Origin of the sequence: Paenibacillus ginsengarvi (assembly GCF_003626695.1) — a bacterium.
Lineage (GTDB): Bacteria > Bacillota > Bacilli > Paenibacillales > NBRC-103111 > Paenibacillus_AB > Paenibacillus_AB ginsengarvi.
Genome location: NZ_RBAH01000012.1, coordinates 92,256 through 114,895 on the forward strand (window position 1 = coordinate 92,256; position 22,640 = coordinate 114,895).

20 protein-coding genes are annotated in these 22,640 nt (G+C 56.5%); 7 read left to right on the plus strand and 13 right to left on the minus strand.

The window, feature by feature from the left end:
• Positions 1 to 9: 9 nt before the first annotated feature.
• Positions 10 to 1,137 carry a deoxyribonuclease IV gene (locus D7M11_RS17430; protein WP_120748522.1) on the minus strand — a complete coding sequence of 376 codons (1,128 nt, stop codon included), beginning with the start codon at positions 1,135 to 1,137 and terminating at the stop codon, positions 10 to 12.
• Between the two features lie 165 nt (positions 1,138 to 1,302).
• Here D7M11_RS17430 and D7M11_RS17435 point away from each other — a divergent pair, with 165 nt between their 5' ends.
• A complete protein-coding gene (locus D7M11_RS17435; RefSeq protein ID WP_120748523.1) occupies positions 1,303 to 1,731 on the plus strand; it encodes a DUF2621 domain-containing protein in 429 nt (142 codons plus the stop codon).
• 187 nt (positions 1,732 to 1,918) lie between these two features.
• On the opposite strand, the gene D7M11_RS17440 is transcribed toward D7M11_RS17435, so the two are convergent.
• Positions 1,919 to 2,806 (minus strand): AraC family transcriptional regulator, encoded by an 888-nt coding sequence (locus tag D7M11_RS17440; protein WP_158606680.1) that lies wholly within the window; start codon positions 2,804 to 2,806, stop codon positions 1,919 to 1,921.
• A 224-nt stretch (positions 2,807 to 3,030) separates the two neighbouring features.
• Here D7M11_RS17440 and D7M11_RS17445 point away from each other — a divergent pair, with 224 nt between their 5' ends.
• Positions 3,031 to 4,233, plus strand: a complete 1,203-nt coding sequence (locus tag D7M11_RS17445; RefSeq protein ID WP_158606681.1) for a Gfo/Idh/MocA family oxidoreductase — start codon at positions 3,031 to 3,033, stop codon at positions 4,231 to 4,233.
• 119 nt (positions 4,234 to 4,352) lie between these two features.
• Here D7M11_RS17445 and D7M11_RS17450 read toward each other — a convergent pair whose 3' ends face one another.
• From D7M11_RS17450 to D7M11_RS17460, 3 genes are all read right to left on the minus strand, one after another.
• The gene (locus D7M11_RS17450; RefSeq protein WP_120748526.1) at positions 4,353 to 5,270 is read right to left on the minus strand and encodes a DsbA family protein; all 918 of its coding nucleotides are present in this window, start codon (positions 5,268 to 5,270) and stop codon (positions 4,353 to 4,355) included.
• A gap of 19 nt (positions 5,271 to 5,289) precedes the next feature.
• On the minus strand, positions 5,290 to 5,604 hold the full coding sequence (locus D7M11_RS17455) for a winged helix-turn-helix transcriptional regulator (protein ID WP_120748527.1): 315 nt from the start codon (positions 5,602 to 5,604) through the stop codon (positions 5,290 to 5,292).
• A 403-nt stretch (positions 5,605 to 6,007) separates the two neighbouring features.
• Entirely contained in the window at positions 6,008 to 9,112 is a 3,105-nt protein-coding gene (locus tag D7M11_RS17460; protein WP_120748528.1) for a glycosyl hydrolase family 95 catalytic domain-containing protein, read from the minus strand.
• A 124-nt stretch (positions 9,113 to 9,236) separates the two neighbouring features.
• Between D7M11_RS17460 and D7M11_RS17465 the strand changes: the two genes are divergently transcribed.
• Together D7M11_RS17465 and D7M11_RS17470 are read left to right on the plus strand one after the other, a co-directional pair.
• The gene (locus D7M11_RS17465; protein WP_120748529.1) at positions 9,237 to 10,106 is read left to right on the plus strand and encodes an AraC family transcriptional regulator; all 870 of its coding nucleotides are present in this window, start codon (positions 9,237 to 9,239) and stop codon (positions 10,104 to 10,106) included.
• A 36-nt stretch (positions 10,107 to 10,142) separates the two neighbouring features.
• Positions 10,143 to 10,583: an NUDIX domain-containing protein gene (locus D7M11_RS17470; protein WP_120748530.1), complete on the plus strand. Its 441-nt coding sequence runs from the start codon at positions 10,143 to 10,145 to the stop codon at positions 10,581 to 10,583.
• Positions 10,584 to 10,720: 137 nt separating this feature from the next.
• On the opposite strand, the gene D7M11_RS17475 is transcribed toward D7M11_RS17470, so the two are convergent.
• Positions 10,721 to 11,107, minus strand: a complete 387-nt coding sequence (locus D7M11_RS17475) for an MmcQ/YjbR family DNA-binding protein (RefSeq protein WP_120748531.1) — start codon at positions 11,105 to 11,107, stop codon at positions 10,721 to 10,723.
• Between the two features lie 82 nt (positions 11,108 to 11,189).
• Positions 11,190 to 11,735 (minus strand): DUF1697 domain-containing protein, encoded by a 546-nt coding sequence (locus D7M11_RS17480; RefSeq protein ID WP_120748532.1) that lies wholly within the window; start codon positions 11,733 to 11,735, stop codon positions 11,190 to 11,192.
• A gap of 168 nt (positions 11,736 to 11,903) precedes the next feature.
• Here D7M11_RS17480 and D7M11_RS17485 point away from each other — a divergent pair, with 168 nt between their 5' ends.
• Both D7M11_RS17485 and D7M11_RS17490 read left to right on the plus strand, forming a co-directional pair.
• A complete protein-coding gene (locus tag D7M11_RS17485) occupies positions 11,904 to 12,446 on the plus strand; it encodes an AAA family ATPase (protein ID WP_120748533.1) in 543 nt (180 codons plus the stop codon).
• A gap of 72 nt (positions 12,447 to 12,518) precedes the next feature.
• A complete protein-coding gene (locus tag D7M11_RS17490; protein WP_120748534.1) occupies positions 12,519 to 13,790 on the plus strand; it encodes an FAD-binding protein in 1,272 nt (423 codons plus the stop codon).
• 369 nt (positions 13,791 to 14,159) lie between these two features.
• Here D7M11_RS17490 and D7M11_RS17495 read toward each other — a convergent pair whose 3' ends face one another.
• On the minus strand, positions 14,160 to 16,412 hold the full coding sequence (locus tag D7M11_RS17495) for an FAD-dependent oxidoreductase (protein WP_120748535.1): 2,253 nt from the start codon (positions 16,410 to 16,412) through the stop codon (positions 14,160 to 14,162).
• 133 nt (positions 16,413 to 16,545) lie between these two features.
• On the opposite strand from D7M11_RS17495, the gene D7M11_RS17500 reads away from it, so the two are divergent.
• Entirely contained in the window at positions 16,546 to 17,412 is an 867-nt protein-coding gene (locus D7M11_RS17500; protein ID WP_120748536.1) for a helix-turn-helix domain-containing protein, read from the plus strand.
• Positions 17,413 to 17,524: 112 nt separating this feature from the next.
• On the opposite strand, the gene D7M11_RS17505 is transcribed toward D7M11_RS17500, so the two are convergent.
• The 5 genes from D7M11_RS17505 to D7M11_RS17525 all read right to left on the minus strand — a co-directional run bounded on the left by D7M11_RS17505 (position 17,525) and on the right by D7M11_RS17525 (position 22,631).
• The gene (locus D7M11_RS17505; RefSeq protein ID WP_120748537.1) at positions 17,525 to 19,339 is read right to left on the minus strand and encodes a hypothetical protein; all 1,815 of its coding nucleotides are present in this window, start codon (positions 19,337 to 19,339) and stop codon (positions 17,525 to 17,527) included.
• A gap of 338 nt (positions 19,340 to 19,677) precedes the next feature.
• Positions 19,678 to 20,352: a DUF4166 domain-containing protein gene (locus tag D7M11_RS17510; RefSeq protein WP_120748538.1), complete on the minus strand. Its 675-nt coding sequence runs from the start codon at positions 20,350 to 20,352 to the stop codon at positions 19,678 to 19,680.
• Positions 20,336 to 21,283, minus strand: coding sequence for a DoxX-like family protein (locus D7M11_RS17515; RefSeq protein ID WP_120748539.1), 948 nt, complete (start codon positions 21,281 to 21,283; stop codon positions 20,336 to 20,338). Before D7M11_RS17515 ends, D7M11_RS17510 begins: the two co-directional genes overlap by 17 nt.
• A 17-nt stretch (positions 21,284 to 21,300) precedes the next feature.
• Positions 21,301 to 21,789 carry a thiol-disulfide oxidoreductase DCC family protein gene (locus D7M11_RS17520; RefSeq protein ID WP_120748540.1) on the minus strand — a complete coding sequence of 163 codons (489 nt, stop codon included), beginning with the start codon at positions 21,787 to 21,789 and terminating at the stop codon, positions 21,301 to 21,303.
• 155 nt (positions 21,790 to 21,944) lie between these two features.
• Positions 21,945 to 22,631, minus strand: coding sequence for a response regulator (locus tag D7M11_RS17525; protein ID WP_120748541.1), 687 nt, complete (start codon positions 22,629 to 22,631; stop codon positions 21,945 to 21,947).
• Between the last annotated feature and the right edge of the window lie 9 nt (positions 22,632 to 22,640).

A 22,640-nucleotide genomic window follows, 5' to 3' on the forward strand; every position in this document is an offset into this window, starting at 1 on the left:
TATGGTTACTTATACGGTGGCGAGCAGCTCTTTGCCCGCAAACCAGGCCGTAATGCGCTGGTTGATTTGTTCTTCGCTAAGCTCGGGGAACAGGCGGCTTTCGACGACCATGTCGTACAACCGCTCCATCGGCTCGCGCGGATCAGCCTTTTTCGCCTTGGCGTCATTTTTGAGAACGTCCCAGGTCGATACGACAAACTGGCGATGATCGATCTCCTGTTTGCCGAAGTAATGGTGCAGCCGGTCCAGATGATCGAGAAACTCGCCGCCGAATCGGGTCTGCACATCGCCGCGCAGCAGCGCGATTTCCGCTTCGTACATCGGACGGACGGTTTTGTCCTCCTTGCCGATCCACGGGGTTTCCAGAATCATTGGCAAATGCTGCAAGCTATCATGATGCACGATATAGTTCATCGCTTTGTAGCCGATCATGCCGGCTCCGACCGGAGCGTGGCGGTCTTTGCCCGCGCCGCGCGCATTTTTGCTGTCATTCAGATGGAGGACGGCGAGGCGGTCCAATCCGACGGTTTTGTCGAAATGGTTCAGAACCCCGTCGAAATCGTCCACAATGTCGTAGCCCGCGTCATGAATATGGCAGGTGTCCATACAGACGGTCAGGCGGCCATTGTCTTCCACCTTGTCCATAATTTGCGCCAGCTCTTCGAACGAACGGCCGATTTCCGAGCCTTTGCCCGCCATCGTCTCCAGCGCGATATTCACATTCGTGTCCTTCGTGCCGCGAAGCACCTCATTCAGCCCTTCGGCGATACGGTTGATGCCGTACTCCGCATCCTTGTCCGTGTAGGCGCCAGGATGCAGCACGATATTGCGCACGCCAATGTAATCGGTGCGGCGAATTTCGTCCTGAAGGAAGCGGACGGCCAGCTCGAACGTATCTTCCTTGTAGGAGCCCAGGTTAATGATGTACGGTGCGTGCACGACGATTTCGCCGATCGTGTGCTCATTCATGAGCGTTTTGCCTTCTTCGATATATTGATCTTCGATCGGTTTGCGTCGTGTATTCTGAGGAGCTCCGGTATAGATCATGAACGTGCTGGAACCGTAAGACACGGCTTCGTTTGCTGCATTAAGCAAGCCCTTGTCGGAAAAGGAAACGTGAGATCCAATCTTCAACATCGTCTTCGACTCCTTTGTATGTGCTACCCCTATTGTACCAAAATAACCCCACAAAGTGGAGCCCTTGCTTCGAAGCTTATTTCCAAATACCCCGAAACTTCAAATCAATCTGCGAATGCGGTATAATTCCAGTAATACAAGCTCTCTTCTTAAGGAGAATGAACGATGCCTTCGCAAAGTTTCATGTACTTTTTGCTGTTCTGGGCGGTTGTGCTGCTGCTCTTCATGTCGGTCGGCGGTTATTTCATGTTCCGCAAATTTATGAAGGTGCTGCCCAAGGCCGACGGCAGATCGAAGCTGGATTGGCAAAATCATTATGTAGACGCGTCCCGCCATTTGTGGACGGACACGTCCAAGGCGTTTCTGGAAAAGCTCGTTTCCCCCGTTCCCGGACCGTTCCGGGACATCGCCCGCCACTCCATCGCCGCGAAAATCGGCGAGGTCGCCTTGGAGAAAGGCGTATCCGAGGTGACGGAGCAAATATGCATCGAGGGTTACATTCTGGCCACGCCGAAGCGCGATCATAAAAGCCTGATCACGTTTCTGGAGAAGCACGGGATCGATTACAGCCCGTACCAGCATTTGCTGAACTAAAAGTCCGGTAACAAAGGCGACCACTGACGTTTCTCCGGCATGATTCAAAACAACCGTTCATTCAGTTCATCACCGGATTTCTAGCTGGCTGCTGGCACACAGCAGCATACGATTTATGGAGTTATTTTAACCCTCCCGGCATCCGGGAGGGCTTTTTTGTATATGGCGCTTAGGATTATGCACAAGCTCAGCCGGATTCCTCGCCGAAGCTTTTGCGGATCGTTTCATTCTTATACTGCAACGGACTAAGCCCGGTCGTCTCCTTGAACACCTTGCCGAAGTAGTGAATGTTGCAGAAGCCGGTCTTCTCCGCCACCTCGGTAATCGTCCATTTGCCGGCGACGAGCATTTGCTTGGCCATGTTCATACGAACCGAAGTCAAGTAGTCCGTGAACGTGAGGCCGACCGTCGACTTGAACGTTCTACTGAAGTGCGAAGCGCTCATATTCGCGATTCGGCTGATTTCCGTAATCGACAAACGCTCGGCGAAATGCTCCTCGATATAGCTCAGCGCGGGCTGCAACTGATGGAAGCTGGCGCCGACCGGCAGCAAATGGCGTTTGTAGTGGCGCAGCATAGCGGTGACAATCCGGTAAATGCACGATTTGATCGCCATCTCGTAGCCGATGTCCCTCTCGGCATATTCATTGTCCGCGGTGCGGATGCAGTCGTTCAGCTCGCGCCATAACGGATGCTCTGCCTCGATCAGACTTTCGTAACGGCCCGCATGGACGAACAAATTGTACATTTGTCTCGTTTCGAAGCCTTCGAGCAAGTTCAGAACGAACAAACGGTCGAAGATCATCCCTTTGATCCGCGGCTTTTCACCCGGGCCTGCAAGCTGGACGGCATGAACCCGTCCGCTGTTCACGTAAACGATATCGCCTTCGTCCGCGTAGAATGACCGGTCGTCCAGCGTAACGAGTACGCGGCCTTTCACAATTTGAATAAATTCAAGATGGTCATGCCAATGGGGGATGACCAAGTAGCCGTCTTTGCTCCCTGCAACATCGCTCATTCTGAATGGAAATCGATTACCGACCGAAGGATCGATCCTCTTTTCCAATGGAATCATCCGCCCCTCCATCCTTCCTTATAGTCGTTCCTTATCGATAGTATACCATGCAGGCTGAATCTCCGGACGAAGAAGTGAGCAGAAACGTATCAATAAACAGCATCAGCTTATATAGAAAGCGGCAAACGTTTTGTATACGATTGCATGTAGGAACGAGGGAAGAGCAACATGACCCAAGCGCGAGCGCAAAGGAGGGAACGCCGCTTACGCATGCGGCGGAAGCAATGACAACGGGTAAAAAAATGGGCATCGGCATACTGGGGACGGGCAAGCGCGGCATCTACTTCGGGGGCGAATACTTCGGCAGGCATCCGGACTGCGAGCTTGTCGGGCTATGCGATATCGTACCGCAAAATCTGGCGTTCGCCAAAGAAAAGCTGGGCGACATTCCGGCTACGGATTCACTGGAGACGTTTCTCCAGCTTCCCGGCCTGGATGCGGTCGTAATCTGCAGCAACGATCACGCCCATGCCGAGCACGCGGTCGCCTCGCTGAAGGCGGGCAAGCATGTCTATTTGGAGAAGCCGATGGCGCAGTCGATCGAGGATTGCGACCGGATGGCGCAAGCCGGTCTGGAAGCGAAGCGGGTATTTATGGTCGGTCTCGAGCTGCGGTACTGCTCGCTGATGGAGGACATGAAGCGGATCATATCGTCCGGCGAGATCGGAGACATCAAGCTCGGCAGCGTGATCGACAACGTTTCGGTCGGGGGCGACTATTATTACCACGGGCCGCGAAGGCGCAAGGATTACGTGAAAAGCCTCATCCTGGAAAAAGGCACGCATTCGCTAGATTTGACGAATTGGCTGATCGACTCTTCTCCGGTCAAGGTGTACTGCTCCAGCGGACTGGACGTATTCGGCGGAAGCGCGCCGAGCGACAAGCGGTGCCGGACTTGCGACGAGGCGGCTTCTTGCGCTTACTACGTGGATAATCGCCGGGGGCTGGAGATGGATTACGGCGGGGTTCGGCTGAAGGACGATCTGTGCGTCTACGCCGAGGAGATCGACACGCATGACAACGGACTCGTCCTGATCGATTACGACAACGGAGCCCGGGTGTCGTATATGGAGTGTCATTTCACGCCGGAATATACGCGGGAGTTTACGTTTGTCGGCACGAAGGGCAAGATCATCGGCTTCTACAACAACCAGCAGGATTTTAAAATCACGGTGATGAAGCGGCATACGAAGGAAGTTCAGACCTACCACTCCGAGAAGCGCTCCGGAGGACACGGCGGAGGCGACCAGGCGATCGTCGATACGTTTGTCGAGCTGATCCAAAAGGGCGAGCCGTCGATGTCCGGCATATGGGGCGCCAGAGACAGCGCCGCAATCGCAATCGCCGCTGCCGAATCGGCGGAAACGGGACTGCCGGTCCATATCGCGCGGAATGAGGATCTGATTAAATCGGGCGCGAGCCGATAGTTCAGCCGGTTAAGCTTGGGTCGAAAATCCGTTAGTCAAACGAAAGCAGCTCCCTCCTTCCGTTACGAAGGGGAGAGCTGCCGATTTCTGCGCGGTTACTGTCCTCGCCGGGCCGCTTCTTATGTTCGCTCCATATAAACCTCGCCCAAAATGTGTTTCTCCGTATAGCTGCCGGACGGCAGTTCCTTTTGAACAAACGAACCGACCTCCTGCTGCTCCAGATCGTACAAAATCTCGATTTCTTTGGAAAACAGACGCTCTTCCTTCTGCAGCATTACGGCCAGTTCAGGAACCGGCTTCGCTTGCAAGGCCTCGGTCAGCAGCGCCTGCCTCAGTCCCGCAACGTAAGTTTCGAGCGGCCTTGCCCCAACGATCTTGACTCCCTTCCGCTCTTCGTTCACGAGCACAATCGTCGGAAATCCGCGAGCGCCTAGAGAGCGGGATAGCGCAAAATCCGCCTCCAGCATTTCCTGCGCCTCCGAGCTGCCCGCTTCCTCTACGATCGCGGCGCCATCCAGCCCCATAGCATTAACGATATCGGTTAGCACCTGATCCTGCCCAATATTCCGGTTCCATACAAACACGGCTTCCCGGGCTCTGCGCAGAAATACGCCGGCGAGCTTCTCGTCTTTTTGCTGAAGCACCTTAAAGACACGGGATGGCGGATACGACGATAACACGGGGTTATCGAGCCATAAGGAACCGTCGATCGGCATGCGCGAATGCTCGCCGACCTCTCTCCAATGCCCCGCCACATCGGCAGGACGGCTGATTCCGTTGCCGGCGTCAGCGAAGCCGTCCCAGCTGGCGAGCAGTCCCCCCATCACCGTACGAACCCGGACGTAGTGGCCGAACTGCGTCTCAAATCTCCGCAGCACCGGTTCGAGCGCCCAACAGTGCGAACAGATCGGGTCGGTTACATAATAAAGCTGGACCTGGCGTTGCGGCTCGTTCCAATCGATCGTCTCCACAGCGTCCTCGCCGGCATCGCCGCATACTCCCGTTTCCAGATCGCACATCATATTGTTGCTGCTCATCGTACGTTCCCCCTTCAAATTATCGGTCACGATATTGCAAGGCCCACTGCTGGACCGGTTCCAGCGCCGCCGTCAAAGCGCGGCCCTTCTCCGTCAGTCGGTAGGTGATGACGACGGCCGGCTCGGTCGTTACTTGTTTCTCGATAAACCCGTTCTCGGCCAGCTCGGTTAATTTCAAAGAAAGAGCTCTCGGCGTAATATCGGGCAAATCTTTCAGCATCTCCGAGAAATGCGCGGCGCCGTCCGGGCACAGCGACAAATAGTGCAAAATCAGCCCGTTCCACTTCTTCCCCAAAATGCTGAACGCATATTCCAGGTACGGACAAACTTGAATAAGTATCGCCCCCTTGTATACTTATTATATCTAATATATAAAATATATCAATGATCAATCCCATTGATCATCGCGTATTTCATATCGTCTTCTCGGCTTCCGGTTGAAGTTCAGCCCATGAAAGTCCGAACAGGAGCTATCCCAAAAGACATCTTGCGATTTTTCAAGCCCCGCTTAGAACCGATTTCCCTTAAGAAAAAGGACCTCAGCCTCCACCTTCCAGTGGAATTGAGATCCTTTCGTTACCTTTCGTTTAGCAATTGGGCAGCTCCCCTATCATCGGACCTTTTGGGACACCCTCTAATTTTCAACGAGTCGCTCCTCACCTGAATTACGTCGATAGACGGTTTTTTAACACTGTTAACATTTCACCCGCATAAACATTCAGCTCGAACCAATTCGTCTATAAATACGTGTAGTTTTTGTTCACAATTATCAGGCACACGTTCCACTTCTCGCCCGCCTTCGTGCGAAAACGGATTTGCGCGTACCCGTCCTTCCGCTGATCGACCGGTACGATCGTCGAGGCGAACTCGCCCGCCCGCAGCGTCCGCTCCGGCTTCCATACGATCTGGCTGACTTCGATCTCCGTATACGTCGCGGAGCCGTAATCGCCGGTCACGATCAGCGCGTCGTACCGGCCTCTCGGCAGCTCCAGCACGAACGTCCTCTCCTCCGTCCCGCCTACGCTGTCTCGCCGCAGCAGATCGGGCCCGCCCGAATCGGCGGCGCTTAAGCCGTCCGCACATGCCCAACCGATGCCGCTGCGCGGCGAGAAGACGGTGTCCGCCGTCATTTTGCGGAACGCTTGGCCCAGTATGCCTTGATCCCTATGCACCTGTCTCGGCAGCGCCTCCGCGTAATCTTTGTCCAGCCGCTCCTTCGGTACGCCGAAGTCAAGCCGGTAAGCGGCAAGCCGCGATTCCCGGTGATTGCCCGCTACATAGTCGAACGTAAAGTGGTCGAGCAGCTTATCATGCAACGTATCCCGGTTTTTGCCCACGTACACCCGGCGGTTCGTATGGGCTACATGCACACGCGGACGAGCTTCGTCGAGCCTGACGCGCGGTTTCTCCGCCAGCAGTGCGGCTATGCTTTCCTCGGCCGGATGGAGCGCGTACTCGCAGCCTTTTTCCGTATCGAATACGATAACGTCTCCGTCCAGACGGCTTTCCGCCGGAAGCCATTCACGGCCTTCCAGCCGCGATACCGCAACTTTCGCAGAGGTCGCGAACGGGTTTCGCACAGTTGCGCGCGAGCCGGCCAGGCTTTTGAGCCGAACCCATGCCGTACGGCCTTGAATCATCGCCGCACTAACCTCGAAAGCGCCGACGGCCAGCAAGTCGCGAAACGCGCAGTCATGCCACTTTGGATACGTCCGCACCTGTTTCGCAACATCATGCTCGTACAGGCCGATCATCCGCTCCGGTTCGCTCTCCCCGGTCGGCACCGCCGGGAAGACGTCGATGACGCCGCCGTAGCTTTGCAGCAGCATTTCGTTAACGGCGGCAACCACCTCGCCGGAAGCCTCCATGACGTGCGGATAATAAAGCGGCTCGTTCGTAATGTTGCAATAGTTCATCCAGCGCTCCGTTTCCTCGGCGAACAGGCCGTTCGGGCGCAGCGACAAATCGATGCCCTGCTCGTACAGCAGCCGCAGCGCCGTATTCCCTTTCCCGAGCCGGGAAGCGGCGGCGGACAGCCAGCCGAACTGGAACACGCCGTACTCCGTATGCCGCTCTGCATAACGCAGCGTGTTCTCGGCCCGCTTCCGCAGCGTCTCCTCGCTGTAGCGGTCGATCTCGCCGATCGGATAGATCGGCATCAGCAAGGACGGATGGCGCAGATGCAAGTCCGCCGGCGCCCACTCCGAATCCCGCAGTACATCGCCATATGTGCCGGAAATGGCTGTCGGATAAGGAGCGAGACGATCCGCCAGCGCTGCCCAGGCGGTCCGCTCGGCTTCCGGTTCGCCAAGCGTTAGGCTCGCTTCCGCCGTCATCTTCAGCAAGTATCGGAGCGTGGCCAGCGTACTGACCGAGTTGCGGGTGAGCGGACCTTGCTCCGGCGAAATGTCGGGGAACACATCGTAACGATCCTGGGCCGCATCGTATTGCAAATACCCTTCGAAAAAGCGGACAAGCTGCTTAAACAGCGGATACGCTTTCTCCCGCAGAAACGCCTCGTCCATGCTGTAGCGGTAGTAATCCCACAAAAATTGCGCGCACCACGGCCAAATGCTCAAATACAGCGCGTGCGGATAATCCGCGGCATAACCCTCCAGGCCGTAAAATTGCTCCGCCATCGCTTCAGCCGCGGCCGTATACGAAAGCAGCGCGTCGTTAAACGCTTCCGCCACCTCCAGATGATTGGCCGTATAAAGCGGCCAAAAGGCGGCCTGAATGTTAACGTCCCAATACCACATGCTGCCCCATTTGGTCGGCTGCTTAATATCCCACAGGCCGTTCAGCCCGCAAGCCTGCTCGTACATGCGGCCGCCCTTCCCGCTGCTGCAGGCGATCGCGTACAAGTTGACGTGCCACAAATCCTCCAGCATACTGTCGGGCAGACTAACCGACGATCGCTTCCAGAAGCTTCGCCAATACGCCTCGTGACGCTCTGTAATCGCCGCGACCCGCGAAGCGATGCCATCCATACGCCGAAGCGCGGTTTGCAGCAAATCCGCCGTTTCCTCCTCGGTCACGACCGTCGTCAAAATCGTTACGTTCTCCCCCGCGTCATGGAGGTTCACGCGAATGGCATCCTCCGTAATAACAGCTTGTCCCTTCGCGCCTACCAGCTTCGTCATAACGAGGAACGTAAACGGACCGAACCGCTCCTTGTCCTCACCATCCGAGTAGAAGGAGCCTGTATAATAAAACGTAGTGTCGTCCGCCTGACCGTAATGGACCGTCATATCCGCATATCTTCTCGCAGGAACCGACATTTCGATCGCGGGTACAAGCTCCCCGCCCGTCTGTCTGATCTGTGTAACGACGACATCTTCGCAATCGGCGATAAACGTCCGCGTGTCGAGGTAGCGTTCCCCCTTCTCGATCCGCAAGTCGACCTGCGCCGTTTCGACGCTGAGGCGCAGCGAATAGTTGTCCGGCTCTGCCAGCTCGGACGATGGATACAGCCGTATTTCTCCGGTCGGATAATGGGTCACGCCCCCGGATGGCTTACCGTATCTGCGATAAAAATTGTTCGCGGAGAACGAATCGCCGTACAAATAAAACGGGCCTTCCTCGGGGTTCCGGTACATCTCCGTTACCCGCCGCTTCAGCTCCTCGAACGTAAAGCCGTACATGCGCGAGAAGTCGCGCTTATTCCCGCTTCGGTACGTCTTGCTGTACCGGTGCAGCTTCTGGTAGTACACCTCATAATGATTCATCGCCATCGTCAGCGTATGATCCTCGAAAAACATCATGCCGCCAAATCGGCCGTTGCCGAGCGGAAGCGCCTCGTTCCAGCCGCTCGGAGCATTGTCATACGTTATCGTGTGCATGGTGCGCGCTCCCTTTTCTCGAAAGTCCGGTATCATTATGTATTGTAGCGCAGTAGTTCTATAATGGATTTGAACAAAGCAACGGCTTCTCCATAAATTTAACAAAATATGGGTGACTATCCGTATGGATTTAAACCGTAACGACTTTTTGAAGCAGCTTTTGTCCAACCTGCAGGCGGACGTGACGATTGCGCAATTAACGAAGGTATCGCCGAGCTGGGGTCACGCGAACTACACGCCGGACATCCACAGGCTTTACTATATCCTCGACGGCGAGGGCGTCTTCCAACTCGACGATACCGTACTCGAGGCAAAACCCGGACAGTTGTACCTGCTTCCCGCCGGCGTAAAACAGACGTTATCGACGTCCGCCCCGCGCACGTTATATAAATACTGGTGCCATTTTACCGCATCGATCGGGGATCTGAACCCGTTCCAGGTGATGAAGCTGCCTTACCGGATCGAGGTGAGCGGCGCATCATCGGCGGCGGAAGCGGAGGCGTTGTTCGCGGAGCTTGTCCGGTTTAAACGCCGTAATGAGCTTGCAGCCGCGCTGAAGGTGAAGTCGATTTTGTTCGACCTGCTCCGCTTCTACATGGAACGGGCCGAAGTGACGGAGAAACAGACGAATGCTTCGCTGACGTACGAAAAAATGAAAACGGCCGCCGCTTATATGAAGGAGCATCTGGCGTCCGAGCTGTCCGTGGAGGAGCTCGCCCGGCTGTTCCATTTGAGCCCGAATTATTTCGCCCAGCAGTTCAAAACAATGCTCGGCGCATCGCCGATGCAATATTTGAAGCGCATCCGCCTCGCTAAAGCGGTGGAACTGCTGCGGGCCACCGATCTGTCCGTAACGGACGTGGCTGCCGCCGTCGGCATGGAGCTGCATTACTTCAGCCGGCTGTTCAAAAGCTGGCAAAACTTCTCGCCCAAGGAGTATCGGCAGCTGTATCGGAAGCGGGGATCGGCCAAAAAAGATGCGGACGACCGTTAGACTCGGGCCCACTTACAGAGAGGAGAACTGAAAACGATGCTTAAGCGATTGGTGGGCGAACTGCCAAACGATAAACGGATCGCAGGGGTTCACAGCATTCCGGTACTGGAGGACGGATCGATCGTCCTCGTCTGGGACCGCAACGAAAAGACGCTTACGACCGTAGGAGGACGGCTGGAGCCGGGGGAATCGCTGGAGGACGCGCTGGATCGGGAAACGGTCGAGGAAGCCGGTCTCGTGCTGAAGCGGGAGCGATTGCCGATTGCAGCCCTGTACTGGGAATCGACCGACACGTACACCGTTTTTTACATCGCACGGGTAGAGCGCTACGTGCCGATGCCGGCAGGCTACGAAACGACCGGACGGGTGACGTTCAGCTTCGAAACGGCTCGGCAGATGGTAGCGAAGCTCGAAGGCGAAGGACTTCGCAGCCGGCTGCTCGAATGGGCGGAGGAAGCGGCCTCGAGACTGCCGTAAACGGCCCGCCGCAAACAAGCCCCGTCGTTTGCGGCGGGGCTTGTAGACTATATGGCTTTTCCCTATCGAGTTTACTATCGATTGTCCGCGCTAGACGAGCCGGAACGCACAACAAACCATACCCGGCCGGAGCCGAATTACCCCTTGCTCTCCTGCTCGTCCATAAACAGCCGGACAAGACGTTTCGGCGCCGCCCGTAGGTACGCCTCCTGAAGCAGATCGCCAAGCTCGTCCCATTGCTGCGGATTTTTTATCGAAACCCAGCCGTGCTGGCCGATATACGGCGTCCGGTAAAAACCTTCCTGCCGGGTAAGAATCTCCTGATTTTCGCGATCCGATTTGAACGACAGATTGGCGTCGCCATTGTCAACTTCCCCCATCATAACAAACGATTTGCCCCGCACTTTAAATACCGAATGGCCGAAGCCGTCGACAAGCTCCTCCGCCTCCGGAAGCCCCGCGCATATGCGGCGTACATTTTGCAGCATGTTGATGCTGTTAGGTGATTTCAATTGTCGCTCCATTCTCTTGGCTCCTTTCTTATTCGGCCGGGGGGCCTTGCGTCTGCTTCCCGATCCGCTTAATCTGCTTGCACCGCTGTCCCCGCTATTGCTCCGCGGCCATTGCGGCCAGCTTGTTCACCGTCCGCCAGTTGCGCGTTGTCGCGAGCACGCCGAGCTTTTTCTCCAAAAAATTGTTCGAGAACAGCGATTGGCCGTACCGCTCCCGGCAGAGGATGTAGGCTTCGCAGCCTATCAGCCGGTACTCGTCCACTTCGCTGCGCAGCGACGCGAGCCGCTCTGCGGCGGCCGGCTCCGGCTCCCCGGACAGAAACGAAACGTACAGCTTCGCCTCTCCTGCCGCTTCCTCCCCGCCGAACGGATTGCCCGCTATCGCCCGCTCCAGCTCTTCCTTCGTTCGGACGACAACGTCCACGCCATAGCCGAGCGCTTCGCGCAGCTTACTCTCGATGAGCAGACGCAGACGCTCCGTATCGGTCTCTTCCGCCGTGAAGACTACATTCCCGCTCTGAATATAAGTTCTTACGTTCCGCACTGGCATCGTTTCGAACATTTCCTTCAGCCGGTCCATCTTGATCAGCTTTTGCCCGCTAACATTAATGCCGCGCAGCAGCGCAATGTAGATCGCCATAACCTTCGCTTATCCTCCTCGAAAACCAACTTGATCCGCTACCCTCATTATCGTCGATTTCCCCGTCCGAATACAGCGTTTGACGCCATACACTGCGTTTTATTTGAACTTGGTCTGTTCGCGGCTCGTTTTTTGCATGTACAATGAAGACAAAGGAAGGGATGCCGAGTGAAAAAAGAAAACCCGCGCCTGATTTTAATAACGGGCATTATGGCAAGCGGCAAATCGACAGTCGCCCAGCTCGTATCCGAGCGCTTCGAGCAATCTGTGCACGTACGCGGGGACGTCTTTCGCAGAATGATAGTGAATAACCGCAAAGAGGTTCAGCCCGATGCGGGAAACGAAGAACTGGATCAGCTTCGGCTCCGGTACCGGCTTGCCGCTCATACGGCGGACGCCTACGTCCAGGCAGGCTTTACGGCGGTAGTACAGGATGTCGTGGTCGGCCCGATGTTGAACGAATTCGTATCGTTCGTCCAAAGCCGCCCCTTCTATGTCGTAGTGCTCTGCCCGAATCCGGCCGTCGTTGCGCAAAGGGAGGCTGAGCGGCACAAAAAAGGATACGGCATCTGGACCGTAGAAGGCTTGGATGAGCTGCTGCGGAAGGAAACGCCGCGAATCGGCATGTGGCTGGACTCGTCCGAGTTAACCGCCGAAGAAACCGCTCATCACATTTTGCACAGGCTTGAGGACGAAGCGTTAATCCAATAAAGTGAACCTGCTGAGAAGGTAAAACGCGTTTCAAAGCGAGCTTGGAGCGCAATCCGAAGAGGAGTGGGAGTCGTGTCGAAGCTTCAAAACTGGGCAGGCAGCTATACGTATGGCGCTCCGGAGCTTTATATCCCCGAGCGCGTGGAGCAGATTCAGGAGCAGGTGGCCCGCAGCAGCCGGGTGAAGGCGCTCGGTACCCGTCATTCGTTTCATGACATCGCCGACAGCGCGGGAATCTTAATCTCGCTGGAGAAGCTGAACCGGGTTATCGGGCTCGATCGAACTCGCGGCACCGTAACGGTTGAGGGCGGCATCCGGTACGGAGAGCTGTGCCGCTATCTTCATGAACACGGCTATGCGCTGCACAATTTGGCGTCGCTGCCGCATATAACGGTTGCGGGCGCATGCGCTACGGCCACTCACGGCTCCGGCGACCGAAACGGCAATCTGGCTACGGCCGTGCATGCGATGGAAGTCGTCCGGGGTGACGGGGAGACGGTTACGTTCTCCCGAGAGCCGCAAGACGAAGATATTGCCGGAGCGGCCGTCGGACTCGGAGGGCTGGGCATCGTTACCAAGCTGACGCTGGATGTCGTACCGGCTTTTCAGATCAGCCAGTCCGTATACGAAAACTTGCCTCCGGCACAGCTAGACGGCCATTTCGAACAAATCTTCTCGGGCGCCTACAGCGTCAGTCTGTTCACCGATTGGCGGCGGGAGTCGTTTAACCAAGTATGGCTTAAGCGGAACCTATCCGATCCCGGCTCCGACCAGACAGCAAGCGATTACTTCGGTGCGACGCCTGCCGCCGGTCCCCTGCACCCGGTTCCGGGCTACCCTCCCGACAATTGCAGCGAACAGCTCGGCATTCCGGGGCCCTGGCACGAGCGGCTGGCCCACTTCCGCATGGATTTTACGCCAAGTGCCGGAGACGAGCTGCAGAGCGAATATTTTGTTGCCCGCCGGCACGCACGCGACGCCATCAAGGCAATCGGACGGCTGCGGGAGCGCCTGTCCCCGCATCTGTACATTTCCGAAATTCGCACCATTGCAGACGATCTGTTGTGGATGAGCCCGTGCTACAAGGAGCCATCGGTGGCGATCCATTTTACGTGGAAGGCCAACGCCGAGGCCGTCCGGCAGCTGCTGCCGCTGATCGAGGAGCAGCTTGCTCCTTTTGACGCTCGACCTCACTGGGGCAAATGGTTCGCCATGCCACCCGCCCGGCTGCAATCGCTTTATGCGAAGCTGCCCGAGTTCCGCGAGTTGCTCCGCCGCTGCGACCCCGAAGGGAAATTCCGCAACGATTTCCTCAATCGATATATTTATGGGGAATCGGAGTAATCGGCGGCACGGGCTCAAAGTAAACAGGGGCGGTCCTTTTGGGCCGCCCCTGTTTACTTTGTATCCATCAGTGCCCCTCGATCTCCTACGAGCTGCCCTTAGCGGAACTTTCACTTCCGCTACCCGGTGCTACAGCGGAACCGCGAGTTCCGCTATTACCGCTTGGCAGGCTTTCTATGCCGGCTTAAAGGAAGTGCCGCTTCCGTTATGGTCCAAATATCCGCTCCTACTACGGCAAGTCGCGGCCATAACGGAACTTCTGCTTCCTCTATCACCCTAAACAGCGGGTTCCCAAGAGCTATAGCGGAACTTTTGCTTCCGTTTATCCCGTCCCGGCTGCACCTCTCGGTGGCGGGAGGCCTCATCCCTTTATTCGTATACCCGCACTTCCACCACTTCCGCAAATTCGCTGCCGTTCGTTGCCTCGACGACGATTCGCAACTTCCCAGTAGAGACCGCCTCGGACAGCGTATGGACGCGGCGCCGCTTCCGGTTGCCGGTTTCCCGCAGCAGCGTGTTCCAGCCGCCACCGTCCCACGCATCGATCCGGTAATCGCGGACAAGCTCCGGCATAATCTCGAACGATGTTTTGTGATGATGCAGGTTGATCAAATCTTCATTGACATCGTCGTTAAACGTGAGATGCACTTCCCGAACGGCCGCCGCTTTGTCCCAATCCAGCTGAAGCCACTCTTCCCGGCCTGCCTGCATTCGCTCGGACATCCATTGCTGCGGACCTCCGTACGGCCTGCGGAAGCCGTTTATCGCCTTTTCCGGCGTATAAGCCGACGACGCTCCGAGAGCGCGGAAGCAGAAAGGCTGGCGGGCTTTGCGCCCCATCCGCCACTGTACGACAGGCTGAGTCGCCCTGTGGTCCTCCAGCTTCGAGGATACGATCGGCTCGCCGCCGTTAAAGAACAGGAGCACGCCGCTCATCGGCTCGCTAGAATGGTACAGCTGCACCGCGTTGTTCGCCTTGACGACGACGAACGCATTTTGCGCCTCGTCCGGTGTCCAGCTCAGATCGAAGCGGACCCACATCTTCTCGCCTTTCGCTACGCTTGCCGACGCCTGTGCCCGCAGCGTATGCGGCACATAGTTCATCTTGCGGCCGGTGTCAAACAGCGCGACCTCGACGGTCGTCGCCTCGTCCGCATCCAGCAGCAGCTCGAGGCCGTCCAGCCGCGGCTCCACGGGGAAGAGCAGCGCGGCATCGCTCGCGAGCCGGTAACGCTCCTGCCCGTGGCGCTCCACGGCGAGCCGGGCGAGCGCGCCGGAGGCGCTGCTGCGCGCCTTCCGCGCCAGATCGAGGCCGTCCGTATTACGGAGGCCAACGATCGAGGCATCTTGACGCAGCAGCGTCTGCATCAGCTCGTCGCGGTGCGACGCGTACAGCTCACGCGGCGTGACGCCCGCGGCGACACAGAGCGCGGCGCCCGTGCCTGCGGCTTCGCCGGCGACGGCGCAAGTCGCCATGACGCGCGTCGTGCCGAAGGCGACGTGCGAAGCGCTGATGTCGCGCCCGGCCATGAGCATGTTGCGCACATTGACCGAGTAAAGCGAGCGGAACGGAATGTGGTACACGCCGTCAATGTGCAGATGCTTCGAGCCGCTTTCGGTCGAGTACATCCCTTGCGGCGGGTGCAGGTCGATCGACCAGCCTCCGATCGCAACCCCGTCCTCGAACGGCCGCTGCGCGAGAATATCGTTCTGGTTCAGCACGTAATCGCCGACGAACCGGCGGTATTCCCGCTTGCCGGGAAGCGATCCGACCCATTCCAGCGTCATGTTGTCCGCCTGGAACTTGCCGGAATTTTTAATGTAATCCCATATGCCGTAAATGACCGACCACAACTCGTCGCGGATGCGTTCGTTGTCATGCACCGTGTCGAGCTCGCCGCCCCATTCGATCCACCAGTAATGGCAGCCTGAGTCGCCGCTGCGGATGACGCGTTTCATCGGAATCGTCGTCTGCGTAATATCTTTGGCAAAGGATGGCGGTACGAACTTTACCGGATGTCCCGCATCCTTCGTATAAAACAGCAAGGTGCTGCCGAGCGTAATATCGTCCGCGACTTCGGGAGCCCATTCCTCGTTGTATTCCTCTTTCGCCTCTCGGCCGAGCCGGTATTTTGCGCCGGCGAGAAAACCGACAAGCCCGTCCCCGGTGCAATCGAGATACACGTCGCTCTCGAACCGGATACGCCGCTCCGAAGCCATCATCCAGCCCGTTACGGACGTAATCGTCCGGTCATTCTCGTCGCCATGCGCCTCTACCTCATGGACATCGGTGTTCAGGAACAACTGGATGTTCGGTTCCGCCTTCACGGCCTCCAGCACGACCAGATCCCATATATACGGATTGCCGTCCGGGTTGCGATACTGATTCTCGACGAACAGCTCGCCCATGATGCCCGTTTCCCGCGCGTAGCGGTGCGTGCCGTGAGCCGTGGCGCCGCATACCCATACGCGAACTTCGCTGCTCGAATTGCCGCCGAGCACCGGCCGATTTTGCACGAGCGCCACCGTTCGGCCCAGTCTTGCGGCCGCAATCGCCGCATTTACGCCGGCAAGCCCGCCGCCGACAACCGTTATATCTGTACGTACCGTTTCATTGCGCATAGTCAAAACCACCTTAGCTGCGTTATGATATATATAATTTCATAATAGCAGCTATTTTTCGCCATGAAATGCACGATACGATCATCTTTTGTGTCTATTATTTCATCACTTACGGATCGGGAGGGGATTCGCGATGGCGAACTTCGGCATAACCGGCGGCGGCAAACAAACGGAGGCCTTCGAGCCGACGATGAGGCTCGCCGAACTGGAGTGGAGTGTGACAGGATATACGTTCTGGAATAAGAAGCGGGATTTTATCCTGCAATCGGATACGTATCCGACCTGGTGCCTGTTTGCCATAGAAAGCGGCTCGTTCGCCTACGAAATCGGAGAATCGCACGGGACGGCCGGAAGCGGCTCGCTCGTGCTTTGTCCGCCGAACGTCCCGTTTCGGCGACGGACGGCCGCCTCCCCGATGACGTTCCATTTCGTCCTGCTGAGATGGAATGAGCCGCACCCGGACAATATATCCGAAGACGGGAGCGCCCCCCGCCTCCCCGTCACGTTTACGCCCGCCGACAGCCACCGGCTGTTTGATACGTTCGGCAAGTGGAGGCGGCTCAACGCGCTGAGCGGCTTCAAACGGCTGTCGCTTATTTCCCATTATTGGAATGATATTTGGAAAACGTGGTGCTTGGAACATATCGAAGGCGACGGACCGGATGTTCCCCGTTCCGCCGACAAGCTGATGAATCGCGCCGCCCGGCGGCTCGAAGAGCGTTGCTCCGAACCGTATGGGGTCAAGGAGCTCGCCGGCGAACTCGGCCTCAGTCCCGTGCAGCTGATCCGCCGTTTCCGCGCCGCCTACAACATGACGCCCGGCGACTACTTGACCGGCCTGCGAATGAAACAGGCTTGCCGTCTGTTATGCGAGACGAGGATGACGATAGAGCAGATCGCCTCCGCATGCGGCTATGCCTCCGGCTACTACTTGAGCCGGTTGTTCGCCGCGCGGATGAGCGTCACCCCTTCGGAATACCGAAGAAGAAACAGAGTGTAGAACATGGCTCCAGCGAACGCGGCCACGCCCAAGCCCGGACCCCGGCCGATTCCTTGGGCTGTTACGTTGTTTGCCTCATCCGCGATTAGCGATACGACTGCCTCTTTACCGTTTAGCGGAACAAGTTGAACAAATATGGATTGCCAGTCACTTGATCGCCCTGATACACGAAAATACCGTCCACGCCAAGCTTCGTATAATGCTCGATGTATCTGTTTATACTTTCCGGCGAATGCGCCATTCGCAGAATCCCCGTTTTTGCATGATGTCCCAAAATCCATCTCCAGCCGTCGATACAGCCGTACACTTTAACCCCGGTCCCTTTGCATAGCTGCTGATAATGCTCGACCGGAGGAAGCGGTTCGGCGGTAGCATGATTGGACGGAATGATGCCATCCACAAGGCGCTCAGCTACACACAACTTCATCGATTTGTAATATACGATCTGCTCGGCGGGAATGCGTACTTTCAGCTCCAGCGTTTTACCGGTCTGGCGCCCTTTCTCGTCAAGCCGCCGCTTTACGTCCCGACACAGGTCGGTTAAGCTGTCTACCGATTGGTTCAAATAATTTCGCATATAATCGAGCACGATCCCGTCGATGTCGTAATTGTCGATAAGCTCAAACAAAATGGACTTGGCATAGTCGCGCACTTCGGGAATCGCATAATCGAAATCGCCGTTTTTCACATAGTCGCGATGCTCGTTCGTAAACGTATCGGAGAGCCCCGGATTCCACAAATAAGGCCGATTCATGCCGACATTTGCCGTAAAACGAACGTTAGGCTCCCTGACTCGCAAATACCGGCTCGATTCCTGCAAAATATCGCATCGCGTGCCGAGCTTTGCCGAATCTTCGTTCACCTGATTGAAGTCATCCATAGCCGACTGATTCATACGCTCTACGATGCGGCTCCAGTGCAGCGACTTGGCCCCGACCCTTACGGTTTGGCAGCTGATTTCATGCGGATTCAAACGCAGAAACTCTTCCAGCATAATTTCATTCATCGTCTCCGCATCATGAAAACCGTGCAGCGCATAGCTATAAGGCTCATAATAAAGAATTAGCTCTGGTATACGGCTGGTGCGAGCGTTTTCTACCGAGCCAAAACCGGACTCGGCCTCCTCCGCTCCGCACGGCACCAGCTTAATGTAGGAGAGCCGGCCAAATTCGCGATCCCTTTGCACGCTGTCCTGCATAACCGAGATTTCCAAACATCCGTGTCGCAGCTTCGCCCTTTTCCAAAAAACCTCTTTATTTTGTTTCCCTTGGTAGTTGCTGAAGTTCAGACAGTCTGTCGTTCCGCTCGTAATCAGACGAGTGTAAGGCTCATCGTCGATCCGAGCCAAAAAATGAAGGCCCGAATGCTTCATTCCGAAATAAATGTGGTATTCGCCGTCGGCCGGAAGCGGCACTCGAATCGCAGGATGCTGCTCTTTAACCTTCATCCAGATGAACGAACCGTGGCCTTGACCGGATATCGCCCATTTTTGCTCGCCGGGCTGAGGGTTATACGAACCGCCTTCCCCCAAATAGCGCGGCCAGTCATTGAAGTACAAAACGCCTTCGCTCGCAATCGATACGGAGCCGATATCCTCGTAATCCCCATCGATCGTAATAAACGATAGTTTGACTTGGACTTCAGCCTGAATGGAACCGATGTTGAGGTACGGATTCCACCATAGGGCATACTGCTTCGTTTCGCATAAACGTACAGTGCCGCTCGCTTGCGCTTCATTCCATATGTAGTCGCAGCCGTTTAACACAAATTCGCCATCGAGCGACGGATATACGCTTGCCGGCTTCCAATCGGAATGTTCCGAATCGGTCTCTATGCGGTAGAACATTTGACAAGCAATGTATCCGGTCTTCGGCTGCAGATTGACTTGGACATACCCGTCCGTACGTTGAAACATTTGTTCGATCAAGCTGGTCCCCCCTTTTGTAGAAGCGATCTACAATTCCGCAAAATAATAAATAGTATGGTATGACCTCTAAGGTGATTGATTGCATGATTCCAGCTTCACAAGGAAGGTATAAACTTACATCCTGCCCGCAAAAAAAGAAGATGGTTTAACCATAATATAACATTATCGTATATCGTTCCTTCTTCGATGTCAATTCACTTTCCATTTGATCGCACTGTATCAAACTCCCTATTCCCTCTATGATCGTCCTACCCTTACTAGAAACAGCATCCTTCTTCCCCACATCGCACAAGGCGAAATAACCGCCGTCGGATTAGATGGCCGAATAAGATACAGCTTTACTCGCGCGACTCCTCCCTGAGGGGTAACACATCCGTCGGAACCGCATCGCTAACCCGAACGGTTTGTGCCTGAAACGTACCGCTGTATCCGAATACCGGGCCAAGCAGCGGATTCGTCACGTTCACCTCGATCTTGAACGCCCCCGCTTCGTCGTCATACCATTCGCATACGTCGGCCGTTCCCGTCAGCCGGCTCGGAAATCTGAAATGCAGCAGCTTTTCATAAAACCGCTGCTCGCCGGAACGAATGCGGATCCCACCGTTCGCAGCCGGGGCCATGTCCAGATCGACGGCCAAATGCTGGCGGTCGCCCAAATAATCGACGATCGTTCCGCGCCCCTCGCTGTAAACCATCGTCGCATCGAATCGGCGGATTTTACCCGGAAATTGAAATTTGCGAATCCACGTCACCGTTTCGCGCCCGAACGAATCGGTATAGGCATAGTTTTCAATCGTAAACGGGACATGGCTCCCGCCTTCCGGGAACATGATATGTCTAGCTGTACCAATATATAGCGGCACAGTCGCCCATTTGGCAGACCAGATCCGCTCCATCGTTCCTCTTCCGATCGAAGCGATCCCATCTTCGCTCGCTAAACGGAACCGCTCCTGGATTTTCGGATGCAGCTTGGCGAACGCCGCCCCCAAAGCCTTCTCATAAATGGACGTCATGCGCCTCTCCTCCAGTCCTCTTCGTTTGCTGCGGTTTTCTGCGGCAGTTTCGTGCCGACGGCAAATCGGATGACATCGCCGCGGCTGTTCCATGAAGCCCGATCATCGCCGTATTCAGCACAATCGGGCTAAGGGGTGCCGCCCACAGCTGCGGGTTTGCCACCAAAGCAGGAACAGCGAGCGCCATCAATCCCACGCAAGCCAGCGCGTGAATGGTGCGGTCCCTGGAACGGATCAACACCAGTATGCCGAAAGCCGCCTCCAGCACCCCAAGCACCGCAAGCGTCTCACGCTCCGATCCGTTAAAAAGCCCCGTCGCCCGCAGCCAATCGAGCTCGCCCGCCCAAGGCGCGACCAGCTTCGGCACGATCCCTTGGTACAGCCACAGCGCGGCGAGCAGAGCAGCTATGCCGTAATGGACGAGCCAGCGCTGAAGGGAAGTGGCGGGCGGAATGCCCTTCTCCAGCCACAGCCGCAGCCGATCGAAGCTCCATGCCGTCGCCCAGCCGATCAAGGGGCGGAAGGCAATCCGGTCGATCAATCGGCCGGTGAAGCCGAAGCGCGTTTTGTAATCGTACCGGGTCATAAACGTAACCTTGCTATCGTGAGGAATGTACCGCCAAAAGCCGCCGCCTTCGCGGATGAGCGACAGCGGGCTGTCGGAGCCGAAGCGGAGCACCGATGTCCGGGTTCCGTCCTCTGTGTTTATCGTCCCCGCCGTTTCGCCTGTCCCTTCGATGCGGAGGCCGAACCCGATTCGGGTCGTGTAACGAAAACGCTGGGGTTCATCTGCCGTTTTCGGCAAATACCGTATTTCCGTGAAGCGCAAATCCCACTGCTTGTGTAGGTCCGGCGATTGCGTCCGCTCCCACAGCTTCTCCATGTCCGAACGAATGTCAAGCTCCACATAAACCGGCTTCACGGCTCCCATCCGCGATCCCTCCATCGCTACTCGATAAATCGGTCCTTGTTGTCCGGCGTCAGCAGCATACAATGGTCGTAAGCCCCGAACCAGCGGTACCGGTTGCGGGCGATATAGTCGTATATCCGATCCCGAAGCGGTCCGGGAACGACGATGCACACGTACAGCAGCGGCCACATCCCCCGCAATCGCCGCACCACTTCAAGTCCCGCCCGCGACTTCATATAAATCCGGCCGCTGCGCACCAGCATGAACGTATCCGGTGCAGCCTTAACGTCTGCTTCCAAGACGGCGTCAGTAACGCCTTCATCCGCCGTGCGGCTCCGTCTGCCCGCAAAACCTCCCGCTTCCGTTCGCACTTGCTTCAGAACAGCCTTGCCCGCCTCCGATTCGAGTGCGGCGAAGCGAAACCGCTTCTTCGGGTCTCGCCTGATGACGAATCGGACGATCCGGCTGCACAGCATACATTGGCCGTCGAACAAAATGATATCGTGATCCGTATCTGGTTTCGCCATGACCGCTCCCGCCCTTCCGGCCGCTCCGTACGTTCATTGTACATCGCTGCGGCCCTATTGCTGCAGTTCCAACTTTTTTAGTACGGCAAGCAAAAAGGGTACTAGCTTCCGTAGTACCCTCCCGACTGCCTGTATTCGGTTTTGTGTTCCGCCTATTATCCGCGAGATTCCTCAGAACGATCCGTTCCGCCGCTCTTCGTCTCCGGCTCATCCGGCACAAGCCCTCTTCGGCGCACCTTCTCCACCGCTTCCTTGCCGCTTTTGACCTTCAGCTTTTTGAGCAGCTTGTTCACCTGGTTTTTTAGCGTACTCTCCGCCTTGAACAGCTTCCTGCGCATTTGCGGCCCGGTATAACCTTCCTCCAGCAGCTCGAACAGCTCCCGCTCCGCGCCCGTGAGTGGACTGAGCTGCTCCTCCCGCTTCAGCCTCGCAAACTCCTTCAGCAGAGACTCCAACGGATTCCTCTCGCGTTTCGCGCTGCGAATCGTCTGCGGAAGCGTACGGTATTCGGTTTTGACAACATACTGCACCGCCCCGGCCGTAAAAGCTTTCGTGACGACCGCTTCGTCCTCCAGCGATGTCAGCATAATGACCTTGGCCTGCGGCCTCTCGTCAAGCAGCTCCATCGCGGCGTATATGCCGTCCAGCCGCCCCGGCGTAAGACAAATGTCCATCAAGGCGACGTCGAACTCCAGCTCGCCGGCCAAGCGGACCGCCTCTTCGCGGCTCACCGCCGCACCAACGACGAGCAGATCCGCCTCCCTGTTCAAAAACACAGTCATCGCCTTGATCCAATCCGGATCGTCTTCGACGATGAACAGCTTGATCGGATTCGGATTCAAGCTGGCATG

What these genes read in the sequence shown, in the direction of transcription:
- D7M11_RS17515 (WP_120748539.1), bottom strand. Translation starts at nt 21,283, where the DNA reads ATGGGAGCCGTGAAGCCGGTTTATGTGGAGCTTGACATTCGTTCGGAC.
- D7M11_RS17440 (WP_158606680.1), bottom strand. Translation starts at nt 2,806, where the DNA reads ATGATTCCATTGGAAAAGAGGATCGATCCTTCGGTCGGTAATCGATTT.
- D7M11_RS17450 (WP_120748526.1), bottom strand. Translation starts at nt 5,270, where the DNA reads ATGAGCAGCAACAATATGATGTGCGATCTGGAAACGGGAGTATGCGGC.
- D7M11_RS17435 (WP_120748523.1), top strand. Translation starts at nt 1,303, where the DNA reads ATGCCTTCGCAAAGTTTCATGTACTTTTTGCTGTTCTGGGCGGTTGTG.
- D7M11_RS17510 (WP_120748538.1), bottom strand. Translation starts at nt 20,352, where the DNA reads ATGACGTCCATTTATGAGAAGGCTTTGGGGGCGGCGTTCGCCAAGCTG.
- D7M11_RS17480 (WP_120748532.1), bottom strand. Translation starts at nt 11,735, where the DNA reads ATGGCGATCTACATTGCGCTGCTGCGCGGCATTAATGTTAGCGGGCAA.
- D7M11_RS17430 (WP_120748522.1), bottom strand. Translation starts at nt 1,137, where the DNA reads ATGTTGAAGATTGGATCTCACGTTTCCTTTTCCGACAAGGGCTTGCTT.
- D7M11_RS17470 (WP_120748530.1), top strand. Translation starts at nt 10,143, where the DNA reads ATGCTTAAGCGATTGGTGGGCGAACTGCCAAACGATAAACGGATCGCA.
- D7M11_RS17465 (WP_120748529.1), top strand. Translation starts at nt 9,237, where the DNA reads ATGGATTTAAACCGTAACGACTTTTTGAAGCAGCTTTTGTCCAACCTG.
- D7M11_RS17445 (WP_158606681.1), top strand. Translation starts at nt 3,031, where the DNA reads ATGACAACGGGTAAAAAAATGGGCATCGGCATACTGGGGACGGGCAAG.
- D7M11_RS17520 (WP_120748540.1), bottom strand. Translation starts at nt 21,789, where the DNA reads ATGGCGAAACCAGATACGGATCACGATATCATTTTGTTCGACGGCCAA.
- D7M11_RS17500 (WP_120748536.1), top strand. Translation starts at nt 16,546, where the DNA reads ATGGCGAACTTCGGCATAACCGGCGGCGGCAAACAAACGGAGGCCTTC.
- D7M11_RS17495 (WP_120748535.1), bottom strand. Translation starts at nt 16,412, where the DNA reads ATGCGCAATGAAACGGTACGTACAGATATAACGGTTGTCGGCGGCGGG.
- D7M11_RS17460 (WP_120748528.1), bottom strand. Translation starts at nt 9,112, where the DNA reads ATGCACACGATAACGTATGACAATGCTCCGAGCGGCTGGAACGAGGCG.
- D7M11_RS17475 (WP_120748531.1), bottom strand. Translation starts at nt 11,107, where the DNA reads ATGGAGCGACAATTGAAATCACCTAACAGCATCAACATGCTGCAAAAT.